The sequence below is a fragment of the Kosmotoga sp. genome (assembly GCF_982836095.1).
The window spans coordinates 323-14,779 of the sequence record NZ_CEYIHJ010000030.1 but is presented as its reverse complement, the minus strand read 5'-3'; the positions used below and the strand labels follow the sequence as shown (position 1 = coordinate 14,779).

The following is a 14,457-nucleotide window of genomic DNA, read 5'->3' as shown; positions in this document are numbered from 1 at the left end:
AGTTCAAGGCAACCGCGAAGCGGTTCATGGCAACTTCGTTAGAAGTTCAAAGCGGTCAGACCCCCAATAATGGGACAAGGGATAACGAGATCAAGCTTTAACGGATTGAATCATTGAAATGCTACAGTGTTTCTTAAAGGCCTGTGGTGTCATGTATTTCAAAGAGCCGTGTGGTCTGAGATTATGATAGAAATCCATGTACACCTGGTATTTCCGGTAAACGTCTTCCGCTCTCTCAAACACGTTCATAGCCACAAATTCCCTTTGCACATTCGAATGCTGTGATTCAATAAAAGCCTGGGAATCAGGGTGGTGCTTTATCCCGAATTCTTGGATTATCTCGTTCTTTTCAAGATATCCTCGGGTGTAATTAGCCGTAAACAGGCTCCCATTATCCGTACGGATCAGCTGGGGTATCCTTTCTTGGTAAAGCATTGCCCTTCCCAGCGTTCGGGTAAAATCTTTGCACTTGCAGCTCTTCCCAAGATATGAACCCACTATTTCTCTTGAATAGATGTCTATTATGTCCAATAAGGCTATATTTCCTTCCTGAATTGTGGATATGTACTTAATATCTGCTTCCCATAGTATTCCTGTCCTGTCTATCTCGTGTTGGGTTGAACGCCTAACTGGATGGTGCTGTTTCGGCCAGTATTTCCTGACATATCCCAGTTTCTTTCTCAATCTGTGTACTTTCTTGTGGTTCACTATTATCCCAAATTCATTCAGAAAATACTTGCTGAGTTTCTTGCTTCCAAGCACTTTCAGATAATACTCCGGTTCATATGGATCCACTCTGCCGTATATATCTTTGAGTAGTCTTTCGAGCTCTTTATCTTCGAACTTTTCACCGTTTGTCTTTAGACAGTAATTGCGCCTTCTACCTGGTTTTGCCTTTTTGAGAAAGAATACCGGTTTCTTCCTGCGATAGTAACTGCTTCTAGTTATTCCAAAGATTCTCAAAAGATAAGAGGTTGAAAAACCATAACCCATATATGTTTCAGCGAAAAGGTCAATTGCTAGTCTTTTCTCGTTTTTTTTAGCGCTTCTTTTAGCAACCTTATTTCCAATTCTTTCTCCGCTATTATGAGTTTGTATTTCTCGATTTCGTTGAGAACCCCTTTTAGTTCTCTTGGGTCTTTCTTTATCTTGTCAAGTCCTATTTCTTTGTACAGAACGGGCGGTATCTTCGTTGGATCAACAATGAAATCGCCAGCTCTGAGTTTCGGTTCAAAAGCACTTTCTCCCTCTGCTCTGTATTTGTTTATCCAGCCCCATAATGTAGAATCTGGTATCCCGTATTCTTCCTTGATTTCTCTTGTGCTTTTGTGGCCCTCTTCGTATTCCTTCACCACCTTTAACTTCAATTCCCTTGAATATTCTGCTCTGCTTCTCATCCCTTCGCCCCCTTTTCTTTCATACTATCACTTCGTTATCCCTTGTCCTATTTCTTTAGGGGGTGATTACGAGGGCAACTCCGCAGGAGTTCAGAGCAATTGCGTTAGCAATTCATAGCGCGTTTTAGCAACACGGGTCTGGAGTCTGGTTCTTACTAAACCCTAAACCCGTTCTTCGGTACCCTAAACCCTGCTCTTACTACTCTCGGTTTTTGGCGCTTTGCTTCCGAGGTTTTGCCAGCGTCCTGCTTTTCCAACAATTTCATTTATGAAATATTCGTGTATCCTTGTATCTTCGGTGAGCTCTGGGTGAAAAGAAGAGGCGAGTATGTTATCATGCCTTACCAACACGGGAGCTTTTTTATAAATCGATAGCACTTCTACTGATTTATCCCATTTAACAATTATAGGTGCCCTGATGAATACAGCATTAAATAGTTGGTCTCCAAGAACGGGAATATTAAGTTCGACTTCAAAGCTGTCTACCTGACGCCCATAGCCGTTTCGTTCTACCTTTACCGGAAGTGCTTTCAACGAATCCTGATTAGGATAATTCTCTATCTCAGAAGCTAGTAAGACAAGACCAGCACATGTACCATAAACTGGAAAACCGTTCCAAAGCATTTGATGAAGGGGTTCCCAGACTTCAAATCTTTTCATTAGTTTTATCATAGTAGTAGATTCGCCCCCGGGCATTATGAGACCTGAAAGCTTATTCAACTGTTCGGGTCGTTTTACCCATATAGCTTCATGCCCCAGCTTTTCAATCATCTTCAGATGCTCCTGAATATCACCTTGAATGCCGAGAACCCCGATTTTCAAGTTACCAGCCCCTCTCCTGAAGTTTAACATCCAATTCCTCGATGTCTTTGCCTTCCATGGGCTGTCCGATATCTTCGCTTATCTTGGCGAGTATCTTCGGGTCATCCCAATGCAGAACAGATTCCACAATGGCTTTTCCCATTTTCCTGGGGTCTTTGGATTTGAAAATACCTGATCCTACAAAGACACCGTCGGCACCAAGTATCATCATAAGAGCAGCATCAGCAGGAGTTGCGACACCGCCAGCGGCAAAATTGACTACAGGAAGCCTTCCAAGTTCTCTTACCTGTTTTAGAATTTCAACAGGGGCTCCTATTTCCTTGCCAAAGTGAACTAATTCTTCGTCGGACATGAGTTTTACTTTTCTGACCTCTTCGTTAACTGTTCTCATATGTTTTACGGCTTCGATAATGTTTCCCGTACCCGCTTCGCCTTTGGTTCTTATCATGGCAGCTCCTTCGGCAATCCTTCTGACAGCTTCACCAAGATTTCTTGCACCACATACAAAAGGAACGGTGAATTGATGCTTGTCAACATGATACCTATCGTCGGCAGGAGTAAGCACCTCAGATTCGTCAATGAAGTCAACCCCTATCGCTTCGAGTATTCTTGCCTCGGCGATATGGCCAATCCTGACCTTTGCCATTACAGGTATCGATACAGCTTCCATGATGCTTTTGATTAGGCGAATGTCTGCCATCCTTGCCACTCCGCCTTCTTTTCGGATATCTGCGGGGACTCTTTCCAATGCCATAACGGCAACTGCGCCGGCTTCCTGAGCTATCTTCGCCTGTTCAGGAGTAGTTACGTCCATGATTACACCATTTTTGAACATCTCTGCGAAACCTTTCTTAACTGCCCATGTACCTTTCTTTTCCATTTTCAACACCTCTCTTTATTCGCATTCCCAATAATTCTTTTTGACTATTTCCAAACGGGAAAGGTCGCCTTTGGTTCTTCCGTATTTTGCACAAACTTTGCCGTTGACTTCTACTACATCAGCGGTAAAATCCACTTTATCCTTTAGCAGCTTCGAACCAACTCCATAAACATCTGCCGGTACCTCAAGTTTTTCAAAAAGCTCGATTTTTTCAGCATCAAACCCGCCACTTACGACTATTTTCAACTCTTGCATGCCATTTTTATCAAACTCTTTTCTTGCTGTCCATACAAGTTCAGGACAGACGCCCAGAGATGAAGCGTCTTTTGGAACCACAGAACGGTCGCGTAGACTTCCAGCGGTATCGAATCTTACACCCCAAATCTTACCTTTTCCGGGACCAATTACAACAGAGGGGTTACTTTCTCCAAGGATGAACTTTTCTCCTGTTGCCTTTTCATAAAATTTTCCTATGACTCTATAAGTCGTATTTATCACATCGTTATCCCAATCGACAAGCACAATTCGGTTAACGGAAGGTTTTATGTATTTGTCGAAGGCGATGGCAGCATCTTCTGTGCTGCCGTTATATGCAGCAATGAGCGCATGTGGAATTGTGCCCATACTTTCAACACCCCAATAATCCGCATTGGCATCGGTTGAAACACCAAAAGCTCCTGCTTTCAAAGCTGCATAGCCATCTGTAGCCTGTGTCCAGAAGTGATCAAACCGTGCGCTAAAAAATAATATAGGTTTACCCTTTGATGCTTTTACTACTTTTTTTACAGCGGTGGCAGTTGAAGAAGCGCGAGCAAGCACACCAAGTAAGATTGTTTCAAGGTAACCGAAATAACGTGGGTCACCTTCTATGGTCATCACCGGCTCCATATTATTGGCATTATCTCCGTCATAAAGTGCCTTTACTTCGATTTCTTCCCACTTATCCACCCATAAGCTGTTGAGCTGCATTTTCAATGCCCATTTCTTTTCAGATAGATTTATCAGGGATTTTTTGTTCATTTCCCATGCCGCAAATTGAATGGACTTTTCGACTTTCAAAATTTCGTTGAATAGCTCTTCCGCACGGACTTCGTCACTATAATAGCCTGTCCCAAATCTTAGAATCGCCAGGGCTTCGTCAATTCCCACAACAACCGCGTCTTTTCTTGGAAAATACTGATATAGCACCCTTGTAGATTTACCTGCGCGTTTTAGAACAGTCACATAGCGGGTAAAATACTTATCGGAATAATAACCTGCCCTTATTTTGTCGATTGGTACCTTAAAAATTCTTGGATCCAACCTTTTTTTCATAAAATTTCAACTCCCAAAACTTCTTTCATTTCTCTCAGTGCAAATTTGTGCAATTCTTCGTCATATGAAGCGGTTCCATTTTCGTGTAAAATCACTTTGTATTCTCTGTTGCATAGTTCTTCTACTGTAAAGAGCACACAGATGTTTGTGGCTACTCCTACAACGTGGATTTCTTCAACATCCAATCTTTTCAAAAGCTCATCAAATTCTGTGCCAAAAAAGGCGCTGTACCTTCTCTTTTTTATCGTGTAATGCATTTCATACCATTTCAAAGAATTGCTAAGTTCCTTTACAAGAGTGGCACCTTCTGTGTTCTCTACACAATGAGGTGGCCATTTTTCAAATTCCGGATCATGTGCTGCATGCCAATCCATTGTAGTTATAATAGGGAGCTTTTCTTTTTTAAAAGTTTCAACCAAAGAAACAATCTTTGGTATTACCTTTTCGATGCCTCTGGAATAAAGCACCCCACCGGGCTTTACAAAGTCATTCTGAAGGTCAATGATCAATAGTGCTTTCACTCTACCACCCCTATATGATTCTAACTCAGAAAGCAAATCCCTTCAATGGAAGAAAAAAACCAAAAAACGAGGAGCGTAAAGCTCCTCGTGTATATTTCTCTCTCTTGCGAAGGCGTATTATATCCAGTCGATGGAAAGCTTGGACATTTCTGACTTAATGAACACCTGGCAAACTTTCTTTGCGTTTTCTATGTTTCTAGAAACGTATCCATCTTCTCTATAAACCAGCTCATCAAAGCTGTTCCAGTTAAGTTCACCCTGATGGACGATGGTGATTCCAACATCTCTGGGAACCCTGAGGTTAAGAGATGTAATTTCGCAGTCGATATCAATTCTTGAGTCCCTTAATTTTGAAGGTACTATAGAAAGGCGCGAGATGTTTGACTTTATCGTTGCATTATCCAGTTTGATACTTGAAAAATCTAGTACAGCATCAACACCGTCAAGAGTAGCGTTGAACCTGACAATAGGTGAACTGTTCAGTTCGATATTTATTCTTGATTTTGTCAGAACGCTTGATACACCAGCTTTTGCTTTACATTTGGCTTTTATCACTGCATTTTTGCCTTCCTTGTTGTAAGTCAGACTACCGGAAAAGCTTTTTTTATCAAACCCAAGTGTGGCATCGATGCCCTTGTCTCTCTGGGTATCCAGGAGTAGGACTTTGGTTAAATTCGCATCGATGTTTACCTCATATTCATCAGCTTCGAGAGGTCTCGATATTGATAAATTCTGCCTTGAGCTTTTCGGGCTTTTCTTCATGAACCTTGAATTTCCAAAGATAGACATAAGCCCCCAGCCAACGAGGTAAGAGCCTATCATTGCTATGAAAAGCTCCCAAAAATCCCAGTTAACTCCCCAGAAACCAAAAGCGTCAATTATCAGTATGCCAGAGAAAATTAAACTTCCCAGATGCTCACCGCTGGGATATTTGAAAACTTTCACACCACTGTTCAAGAACAAGGCAGCAAATATCAGCTGCACAACAAACCAGAAAGAAATGGCAATTGAGCTTATTCCTGATAGTATGATGACTATTCCTATAAATATGGCAATTATCGCACCGATTTTCACGCCTGTTCACCACCCTTGCTTTCCTTTTCGGTGTTATTTATGTTTTCCAGTGAGAGCAAACGGTCTATCTCCTCTTTAGTGTATCCTATGAGTTCAAGAATTTGTCTTGTGTATTCCTCAGTTAGTTTGCCCTCTTCAAAGAGTCTCAATGTCTTTTCGGTTTCTTCGTCAAGTTCTTTGTCGTCTATTATGGTTTCCTTTTCTCTTTTCACTGGTTCTTTTACAGCTGTTCGTGAATTCGAAACTTTAAGCACAAGATCACCTGAAACGCTGGAAACATGAATTTTTTCCGCTTGAGTTCCACCTTCTGTGTAATAGCGCTTTCCGTCTTTGTTGATGGGAAATCTGCTACTCACTTCGCCGCTCACGCTTGAGAAGTACAAGCTAAGTGATGGGACATCACTGTAAGTGAAAACTGCATCACCGCTAACTGTGGATATTTTTATGTTTCTTTTATCAGGTGGCAAGACGCCAACGCTTATATCACCTGAGACACTCTTAAAAGCACCGTCATTGAAATTTGTTGCTTTGAGTATTATGTCACCGCTTACCACATTCACGTCTAATTGACCGGAGGCTGTGTTCTCGATTTTTATATCTCCCGATGCTGAGGAAACTTTCAAATATTCAAGATCGAGGTCGTTAATCTCAAGATCCCCTGAAGCGTCCGCGATATGTAATGAAGTTATATTGGATGGGACGAATATTTTTGCGCTTTCGACATCCTCATTATCGAAAAGATTTAAAAAGCCCCATTGTGTCCTTTTCTTTGAGAGCTTGAGTTCAAAGAAAGAGCCATGTCTTTCAATCCATGGTTCATAATCTTCTTTGTCCGTTTCGACAGTTACTTTCAAATTACTTTCTAAAGTGGACATCAAATTAATGTCTGATGAGGCAGCGGCTATTTTCAAATTCTTTATTTCTGAAAGGTCATATGTGAATTCTTTAAGCATTTTTTCTCCCCCTCTCAGCTAATCATTTTAATGATGACTTTGACATCTTCGGCATCAATCTCGATAGGGTCAGATGTTTTCAGAACTTCCTTAATCATTTCGTCGAGTTCAATGTCAAGGTCCACTCCGTTAGCGCGTATATTCTTGTTTTTTAAGAATCTGGATGCAAAAGAAGCAAGATTTGCCGGGATCACGATGTTCGCCTTTTTTTCGCCGGTATTTTTATCCAGCACTAGGATGCTCAACTTCCTTCCCCTTGCTCTGTACTCAGGTTCTGCTTCTTCAATGATTTCTTTGATAAGATTGTATCCATCTTCAGGATTGATTTTGTGATCATAAACGAGTCTGAGGACTTTTAATACTTCTTCTCTATTCATCAGCTGCACCTCACTTTCTCTTTTTGACTTTTTTTAACATTTCAAGAGCTTCACTGGGGTTTAATTCCCCTGCTTCCAGCTTTTCGAGTATTTTCACAGTTTCCTCTTTCTCGTCTTCAGCCACTTCAAAGCCCATGGAACGTACAATATCTTCAAGCCTGTTTTTAGCCGTGGGATATGAAATGTTCAACTCTTTTTGAACTTCTGAAAGATTACCGCGATTCTTGATGAAGATTTTCAAAAAATAAAGTTGATCGGGTGAGAGTCTCATGATTTCATCGAGCTCGAACCTACCTCTAATTGTAGTTCCGCAGCTATCACAGTGGTATTCGGTTATAACGAGCTTTTCGCCACAAACAGGACAGTTGGTGATTTTTTTCCCCTTCATATAAACACCTCCTCGAGGTCTTGTATCTTCATTATACGCCCATTGATTTATAAATGTCAAGTTGTAGTTCAATAATTTTTATATCGATATGAAAAATATCCATTTTATACCTAAAAAATCATTTTTTTTAGATATGAAAACGAAATTGCTCAAAAACATGAGAATTTTCAATATAATCCCTGTTCTTGTATGGTAATCAGCGATAGTAGTATATAAAGAAGCTGGTGAAAAAAATCTTCATATTTTATAATATGGTGAAAATATTCTTCTTAACTTCGGCCTAAAAGGCCTTGAAAGGGGAGGGAAATTATGAGAAAAGTACTTGTGATTGCTCTTTTGGTGATTCTTGTTGCAAGTATTGCTTTTACAGCCAAGATTACCTTCTGGACAACTGAGGTTGAAAGCAATAGGCTTCAAAGGATCAGAACCCTTGCTACACTTTTTAAGATCAGATACGGTGTAGAAGTGGAAGTTGTTCCTGTTGAGGAAAACGATTTGCTCAAGCAAATTCCCATCGCAAAAGCCTCCGGGACCTTACCAGATGTTATTGAAGGCGGTATTGAACCTATGCTCCTTCTCGGAAGCGAAGGGCTTCTGGCTGAAAAGCTAGCAACGGATATAATCAACGAATTTGGTGATGTCTACACAGGCGCTTCAAGGTTACTATCTAACGCCAGCGGTGGCTATTACGCGATTCCTTTCCATGCATGGGTGCAGGGAATCTGGTACAGGAAGGACATGTTCGATGCCAAGGGCCTTAAAGCACCTATCGCCTGGGAAGACATTCTCAAGGCAGCGAAAGAACTCAATGATCCGGATAATGGTATCTATGGTATCATTCTTCCCAAAAAAGCTGATGCTTATGCCGAACAGGTCTTTACTGAAGTTGCCCTTGCCAATGGTGCCAGACCAATTGACCTCGAAGGTAATATAACCTTTAACACACCCGAGATGATAGAGGCTTTTAGGTTCTACAAAGAACTTGGCAAATATTCAAAACCGGGTTATACAACAGTATTGGATGCTCTAAAAGGATATCTTGCTGGCGAAGCCCCGATGATTTTCTATTCCACTTACATCATGGATGATATAGCTGTGGAAGAAGTTCAAAGGGGAAGAATTGACAAGTTTGATCCAAAACTCGTTGAAAACACAGGCTTTGCAAATTACATGACCAATACAGAGCCAAGTTCATATGGCCAGGTTGTTGCCCTTGGTATCCTTGAGGGAACAAAAAACAGGATCGAAGCAAAGGAATTTGTCAAGTTCTTGATGACTGGAAACAACTACATATACTGGCTGCATATGGCTCCCGGTGGAATGAATCCTACGAGGAAATCCATTGCTGCAAATCCGAAATTCCTTGAAAATCCTGTTCTTGAAAGGTATGGTAGTGAAAAGATACAGGAAATAATTTCCGCTCTGGAAAACGTTGTGAGATTTGATTTCTATGAAGGGCATGTCATAACTGATATGAGCAAGATTTCCGGTGCATTTATCATCGGAAAGGCTATCAATTACATGTTTGCCAACGACTGGACACCTGAAGAAACTGCAGCATGGGCTCAAAAAGAAGCTGAAAAAATTCTTGGCAAATGATTTTTGTTGATTAACCTCCGGCGGCTTTTTGCCGCCGGTTTTTTGGAGGTGCTTGATGGCGCAATCGGTAAAAGTTGGCACGCTAAAGATAAAAGAAAGAAACCTTGGCTGGAAGTTGATAATACCCACAATTATCATAATCGCAGCTCTAATAGTCTATCCGGTAATTTACAACATCTATCTCAGTTTTTATGACGTTTCCATAAGTCCAGGAAAATCTAACATTTTTGTTGGTCTTCAGAACTATGTAAATGTATTAACTGACCCCGATTTCTGGGTATCTTTTGGAAAGACCCTTGCCTTTACCCTTCTTACGGTTGTCGGCAGTATTCTTGCTGGTCTGGTCGTGGCATTGATGATGAACAGGAATTTCATAGGCAGGGCTTTTGTTAGGGCGCTCCTTTTACTTCCATATATCACTCCATTGATAGCCATTGTTTTTGCGTGGCGATATATTTTTCTACCGATAGATGGGCCATTAATAAGGATGCTTTCAACTGTTGGCTTAATAGATTCCGGCGTTGATTTGATAAACGACCCTAACAATGCCTTCTGGGTTGTTACAATATTCAACGTTTGGAGGAACTTCCCCTTTGTTTATTTGATGATTCTTTCGAGACTTCAGTCGATTTCAAAAACACTCTATGAGGCAGCAGAAATTGACGGCGCTAATGCATGGCAGAAATTCAAAAACATTACCTTGCCAGAGCTTTATTTTGTTATCGGCTCTGTCGCATTGCTTAGAGGCATCTGGAATTTTTATAAGTTCGATGAAGTGTATTTAATGTCGAAATTTGCCGGAACCTTACCCATATACATATACGAAAAGGCATTTCTTGGTGTGCCTGAACAAGGAGTCGCCGCAGCTATTGCTACGATTCTTTTTGTTGGCATGATGGCACTTATAGGGTTCTATGTGAAGAAGGTGTTGAAATGGTGAGAAGGAAAAACATCGCCAAAAAAACTGGCTTTTATATACTTGTACTCCTTTTGGTTATTTTTGTTGCTTATCCTTTTGTCTGGATGCTGTCTATTTCTTTTCGCTACGATACAGATGCTTTTGAACCTGGTCTCATTCCTGAGCGGCCTACACTTAGGCAATATGGTGAATTGCTCGGTCTGGTAAAATCCATCAGGGAGGAAATGTCTCAAGAGGAACAACAAATGATGGAACTGATTAAAGATTTGCCTCCCGAACAGCAAGAGGCATTCCTTGCAGAAATCGGAGCCCAGAGAAAGAAAGAGACATTCCCTTTTATCAGGTTTTTTAAGAACAGCTTGTTCCTTGCAGGTATTTCGGCATTTATAAGCCTTATCATCGCCATTTTTGGTGCGTATTCTTTCAGCAGGCTTGAATACAAAGGAAGAGGAATGATACAGAGAAGTGTTCTTGTGGTGTATCTATTTGGAGGTACAATACTTGCCGTACCCCTTTACCAAATTTTTGTCAAACTGGGACTTTTTGGCTCTGGTGCAAGGTCCTATATTGCACTAGTAATAATCTACGTTGTGCAAACGTTACCCGTTTCCCTGTACATGCTTGGAAATTATTTCAGAACGATACCGTATTCAATTGAAGAAGCTGCAATTATCGATGGCTGCAGCAGGCTTCAGACGATATTTAAAGTTGTTGTGCCTTTGTCACTTCCGGCTATTATCACAGTCTATATATACGCCTTCATGATAGGGTGGAATGAATTCCTCTTTGCATCGATATTCGTCCGGCCCTATCCGGAGTACTATACCCTGCCAATTGGGCTTAATGAACTATTCAACTCAGCACATGCTATATGGGGTAAAATGATGGCAGCGTCTGTTGTGACAGCACTTCCAGTTGTGATTATGTTTACAATGATGGAAAAATATCTCACAGGAGGGCTTACCGTTGGTGGTGTTAAAGAATAGCCATTAGCGAGACTGGAAAATCACAATTTCAGATACATTCAAGGAGGAGATTATATGTTCGCTGTACCCGAAGAAATTCAGAGTAAATTAAGTGCTTTCAGAGATATTTCAGTTATTGTAGGGATTCCTAGTTATAACAATGCCGAGACAATTGGACATGTGGCTAAGATTGCTGCAAAAGGCATAGAAGAATTCTTTGATGGAAAAGGTCTAATCGTGAATTCAGATGGCGGTTCAACTGATAAGACGATAGAAGCATTTATGGCTACCGATACTGGCAACGTACCCAAAATAGCCTTTCAGTATATAGGAATACCCGGCAAAGGAAGTGCCATGAGATCTGTAATGGAAATCTCCGCGGTTTTAAAGGCTCCAGTGACAATATTTCTCGATTCTGACCTTAGAAGTGTTCAGCCCTGGTGGCTTGAAAGACTTGGGAAGCCGATAATTGAGGGAAAAACCTCTTATGTCACCCCGTATTATGTCAGGCACAAGTACGATGGTACAATAACAAATAACATATGCTATCCGTTGACCTCAGCACTATATGGTCTTGAAATCCGTCAACCTATTGGTGGCGACTTTGGTGTTGGGCTGGAAATGGTCGATATATATATGAGTAAACCCCCAAAAATCTGGGAAAGCGATGTAGCGAAGTTTGGTATTGACATATGGATGACAACGACCGCTATAAACGAATCAAAATTTAGGCCAATGCAAGCAGCTCTTGGTGCTAAAATTCATGATGTGAAAGATCCCGGAAAGCATCTTGGCCCTATGTTCAGTCAGGTTGTCGGAACACTTTTTACGTTGATTGAAGAATATAGCGAAAATTGGATGAAAATTTCAAGTATTGAGAAATCTGAAATTTATGGCGATATTCCTGAAGTCGTACCTGAACCTCTTGAAGTAGATCTTGAAAACCTTATAGCCAAGACAAAATTAGGCATTAGAGAAAACCTTGACCTTGCGAAGAAAATATTGCCTGATGAGGTTTTTGGTTTATACGAGAACATAATGGAAAACGGTAAGTTAAACGAGGATAATTGGGTAACCCTCATATACAAACTGGCGGGCCTCTTTAGAAATGAAAAACTCCGCGAATCCACAATCTCTATATTGATACCCGCATATTTTGGAAGGGTTGCAGATTTCGTTGAAAAGACCCTGAATCTCTCCACCAACGAAGCCGAAGAAAAGATTAAAGACATGATGGAGCTGTTTCTCAGCAGGAAAGGTGAGCTAATAAAGGAGTGGTGAGTATTGATAATCCCAAGGCTTAAAGGTCTTTACGATTCCCTTGGTACCTCTGAAAAAAAAGTTGCCAACTACATTATTACACGTGCTGATGACGTAATTCATTACACCATCACAGAGCTGGCACATTTTTCTGGCTCCAGTGAGGCGACTGTATACCGCCTTGTAAAAAAGCTAGGATTTAGCGGGTATCAGAGTTTCAAAATCACCCTTGCACGTGAGCTGAGCGTTCCGCAAGAGAGCATTTACGAGAAGGTTTCAAATGATTTTGAAGGTTTCGTGAGGGGAGTGCTTCAGGATAATATTCACATAGCCGAAGAAACGCTCCAGGTACTCGATCTTGATGAACTCAAGAAGACTGTAAAAATGATCACAAATGCCAGAAGGGTGCTCTTCTTTGGAGTAGGCCGTTCAGCAGTAGTCGCAGAGAGTGCCAGCTTGAATTTTGCCCTGCTTGGCATACCTACAGAGTGTTATATAGATCCCCATACACAAGTTATGGTAGCTTCCGGACTGGGTGAAAAAGACCTTGTAGTGGGAATATCACATACAGGTACCATAAGAGACACGATAAAGTCTCTTCAGATTGCGAAAGAAGCCGGTGCTTCCACAATTGTCATCACGTCGGGGATGAATTCGCCCATAGTGGAGACAGCGGATATCGTGCTTTATACTGCCACAAAGGAACCCTCGAAGAGCGAATTTACCTTGAGCAGAATAGGGGAGCTTCTGGTGCTGGATATATTGTATAAATGCGTGGTTTCGGAACTTGGCCTCACTGTAAAAAAGCACTTCAATCGCCTTGAAGAAATCTTAAAACCTAAACGCTACTAACCGAAAAATTTCACAGACCGGGGATACATCCCCGGTTTTTTGATGCTAAAATATAGTTAGCATATCTAACTATCAAGGGTGATCTCATGGGTTCTGCATATTTACTTGTCTTATATACAGCCATAACAGGTGTTGGAGGTTCAATGTTCCGGGTAGTGTTCAACCTCTTTCTCAGAGAACAGGGATTCTCCAATAACTTCATTGGATCAATTACCTCTGCTTCTTTATGGGGCTCAGCGCTACTTGGTCTTATTATCGGAATACTTGCAGATAGAATAGGAAAGAAGCTGGTGATTATACTGGCTTCTATCTTTGTCCCTATAACAAGTATTCTTATGACCCTCCAGCTTCCTGAGAGTACAATGCTTATCCTTTCCTTTTTAAGGGGCGGGTTCTTTTCAATAGGGTTTACCGTTATCACAGCTGCCCTAACCATGGCAACAGTTCCGGGCAACAGAGCAAGAATTTTCGGTATGAATTTTGGTATTTCAATGGGTACAGGGGTTTTTGGAAATTTTCTCGGTGGGCTGTTTGGTGACTTAATTGGGTTAAAAGGAACGCTTGTAATTTCAATGGCTTTATACCTATTTTCCCTGATTCCCGTGTTTTACATCAGCTTCAGAGATTCTAAGAGCTCTATGAAAGACATATTCAATTTCAAGGGGATTAAAAAATCTCAATGGAAAATTCTCTTCCTTTATTTTGGAACAAATGCCACAGTGGGTTTTGGTGCCGGATTATTCATCCATTTTGGAAACCTCATTTTCAGAGATCTTTTTGGGCTTTCAGCAACTATGATAGGCATTGCTCTTTCCATTGCTCAGCTTGGTACAGCAGTAGGTTCGGTTTTCTCCCATAAGTTAGGCAGAAAATTTGGGCCCCTAAAATTCGCCTTTGTCATGCAATTATTAGTTGTACCATTGATTTTTTCGCTCGCCTATATAAGAGAACCCTTTACCTTCACAGTGCTTTATGCATTTAGATTTGTCTTCATGAATATAACAGTTCCCATATTAAATTCAGTGGTTTTCTCTCGACTGCCCCAGGAGAAACTTTCCACTATATCAGGTGTAAATGGGCTTCTAAATAATTCGTTAAGAGCCGTTGCAGCCATGTTTTTCGGGCAAATTGTTGGG

The 14,457-nt window shown here is 41.1% G+C and carries 16 protein-coding genes; 6 read left to right on the top strand and 10 right to left on the bottom strand.

Annotated features, from left to right (window positions below; all coding sequences use genetic code 11):
* Positions 1–90: 90 nt before the first annotated feature.
* The 10 genes from AC3LHT_RS03570 to AC3LHT_RS03525 all read right to left on the bottom strand — a co-directional run bounded on the left by AC3LHT_RS03570 (position 91) and on the right by AC3LHT_RS03525 (position 7,726).
* A complete protein-coding gene (locus tag AC3LHT_RS03570) occupies positions 91–1,098 on the bottom strand; it encodes an IS3 family transposase (RefSeq protein WP_488662004.1) in 1,008 nt (335 codons plus the stop codon).
* Positions 1,020–1,397 (bottom strand): helix-turn-helix domain-containing protein, encoded by a 378-nt coding sequence (locus tag AC3LHT_RS03565; protein ID WP_488662002.1) that lies wholly within the window; start codon positions 1,395–1,397, stop codon positions 1,020–1,022. Before AC3LHT_RS03565 ends, AC3LHT_RS03570 begins: the two co-directional genes overlap by 79 nt.
* Positions 1,398–1,580: 183 nt before the next feature.
* A complete protein-coding gene (gene pdxT / locus AC3LHT_RS03560; protein ID WP_488662003.1) occupies positions 1,581–2,219 on the bottom strand; it encodes a pyridoxal 5'-phosphate synthase glutaminase subunit PdxT in 639 nt (212 codons plus the stop codon).
* 1 nt (position 2,220) lies between these two features.
* Positions 2,221–3,099 carry a pyridoxal 5'-phosphate synthase lyase subunit PdxS gene (pdxS, locus tag AC3LHT_RS03555; protein ID WP_290647339.1) on the bottom strand — a complete coding sequence of 293 codons (879 nt, stop codon included), beginning with the start codon at positions 3,097–3,099 and terminating at the stop codon, positions 2,221–2,223.
* A 15-nt stretch (positions 3,100–3,114) separates the two neighbouring features.
* The gene (locus AC3LHT_RS03550; protein WP_488662001.1) at positions 3,115–4,413 is read right to left on the bottom strand and encodes a nicotinate phosphoribosyltransferase; all 1,299 of its coding nucleotides are present in this window, start codon (positions 4,411–4,413) and stop codon (positions 3,115–3,117) included.
* Positions 4,410–4,934 carry a cysteine hydrolase family protein gene (locus AC3LHT_RS03545; protein WP_290647337.1) on the bottom strand — a complete coding sequence of 175 codons (525 nt, stop codon included), beginning with the start codon at positions 4,932–4,934 and terminating at the stop codon, positions 4,410–4,412. The genes AC3LHT_RS03550 and AC3LHT_RS03545 overlap by 4 nt, the downstream gene beginning before the upstream one ends.
* Positions 4,935–5,051: 117 nt before the next feature.
* Positions 5,052–6,008 carry a toast rack family protein gene (locus tag AC3LHT_RS03540; RefSeq protein WP_290647336.1) on the bottom strand — a complete coding sequence of 319 codons (957 nt, stop codon included), beginning with the start codon at positions 6,006–6,008 and terminating at the stop codon, positions 5,052–5,054.
* Positions 6,005–6,961, bottom strand: coding sequence for a DUF4097 family beta strand repeat-containing protein (locus AC3LHT_RS03535; RefSeq protein WP_488662000.1), 957 nt, complete (start codon positions 6,959–6,961; stop codon positions 6,005–6,007). Before AC3LHT_RS03535 ends, AC3LHT_RS03540 begins: the two co-directional genes overlap by 4 nt.
* 14 nt (positions 6,962–6,975) lie before the next feature.
* Positions 6,976–7,338 carry a hypothetical protein gene (locus tag AC3LHT_RS03530; protein ID WP_290666494.1) on the bottom strand — a complete coding sequence of 121 codons (363 nt, stop codon included), beginning with the start codon at positions 7,336–7,338 and terminating at the stop codon, positions 6,976–6,978.
* A gap of 10 nt (positions 7,339–7,348) precedes the next feature.
* Complete coding sequence (locus tag AC3LHT_RS03525) at positions 7,349–7,726, bottom strand: DUF2089 domain-containing protein (RefSeq protein ID WP_290647333.1); 378 nt, start codon at positions 7,724–7,726, stop codon at positions 7,349–7,351.
* 309 nt (positions 7,727–8,035) lie between these two features.
* On the opposite strand from AC3LHT_RS03525, the gene AC3LHT_RS03520 reads away from it, so the two are divergent.
* The 6 genes from AC3LHT_RS03520 to AC3LHT_RS03495 all read left to right on the top strand — a co-directional run.
* Positions 8,036–9,325, top strand: a complete 1,290-nt coding sequence (locus tag AC3LHT_RS03520; protein WP_488661999.1) for an ABC transporter substrate-binding protein — start codon at positions 8,036–8,038, stop codon at positions 9,323–9,325.
* Between the two features lie 55 nt (positions 9,326–9,380).
* Complete coding sequence (locus tag AC3LHT_RS03515; protein WP_290647331.1) at positions 9,381–10,265, top strand: carbohydrate ABC transporter permease; 885 nt, start codon at positions 9,381–9,383, stop codon at positions 10,263–10,265.
* Positions 10,259–11,230 (top strand): carbohydrate ABC transporter permease, encoded by a 972-nt coding sequence (locus tag AC3LHT_RS03510; protein ID WP_290647330.1) that lies wholly within the window; start codon positions 10,259–10,261, stop codon positions 11,228–11,230. Before AC3LHT_RS03515 ends, AC3LHT_RS03510 begins: the two co-directional genes overlap by 7 nt.
* 54 nt (positions 11,231–11,284) lie before the next feature.
* Complete coding sequence (locus AC3LHT_RS03505) at positions 11,285–12,490, top strand: glycosyltransferase family protein (RefSeq protein ID WP_488661998.1); 1,206 nt, start codon at positions 11,285–11,287, stop codon at positions 12,488–12,490.
* Positions 12,491–12,493: 3 nt separating this feature from the next.
* Positions 12,494–13,321 carry a MurR/RpiR family transcriptional regulator gene (locus AC3LHT_RS03500; RefSeq protein WP_290647328.1) on the top strand — a complete coding sequence of 276 codons (828 nt, stop codon included), beginning with the start codon at positions 12,494–12,496 and terminating at the stop codon, positions 13,319–13,321.
* A gap of 86 nt (positions 13,322–13,407) precedes the next feature.
* Positions 13,408–14,457, top strand: a 1,050-nt coding sequence (locus AC3LHT_RS03495) for an MFS transporter (RefSeq protein WP_488661997.1), incomplete at its 3' end; no start/stop codon positions are given.

Excerpts from the sequence above, each read along its gene's own strand:
- AC3LHT_RS03565 (WP_488662002.1), bottom strand. The coding sequence starts at position 1,397 with ATGAGAAGCAGAGCAGAATATTCAAGGGAATTGAAGTTAAAGGTGGTG.
- AC3LHT_RS03525 (WP_290647333.1), bottom strand. The coding sequence starts at position 7,726 with ATGAAGGGGAAAAAAATCACCAACTGTCCTGTTTGTGGCGAAAAGCTC.
- AC3LHT_RS03510 (WP_290647330.1), top strand. The coding sequence starts at position 10,259 with ATGGTGAGAAGGAAAAACATCGCCAAAAAAACTGGCTTTTATATACTT.
- AC3LHT_RS03505 (WP_488661998.1), top strand. The coding sequence starts at position 11,285 with ATGTTCGCTGTACCCGAAGAAATTCAGAGTAAATTAAGTGCTTTCAGA.
- AC3LHT_RS03515 (WP_290647331.1), top strand. The coding sequence starts at position 9,381 with ATGGCGCAATCGGTAAAAGTTGGCACGCTAAAGATAAAAGAAAGAAAC.
- AC3LHT_RS03530 (WP_290666494.1), bottom strand. The coding sequence starts at position 7,338 with ATGAATAGAGAAGAAGTATTAAAAGTCCTCAGACTCGTTTATGATCAC.
- AC3LHT_RS03535 (WP_488662000.1), bottom strand. The coding sequence starts at position 6,961 with ATGCTTAAAGAATTCACATATGACCTTTCAGAAATAAAGAATTTGAAA.
- AC3LHT_RS03550 (WP_488662001.1), bottom strand. The coding sequence starts at position 4,413 with ATGAAAAAAAGGTTGGATCCAAGAATTTTTAAGGTACCAATCGACAAA.
- AC3LHT_RS03520 (WP_488661999.1), top strand. The coding sequence starts at position 8,036 with ATGAGAAAAGTACTTGTGATTGCTCTTTTGGTGATTCTTGTTGCAAGT.
- pdxS (WP_290647339.1), bottom strand. The coding sequence starts at position 3,099 with ATGGAAAAGAAAGGTACATGGGCAGTTAAGAAAGGTTTCGCAGAGATG.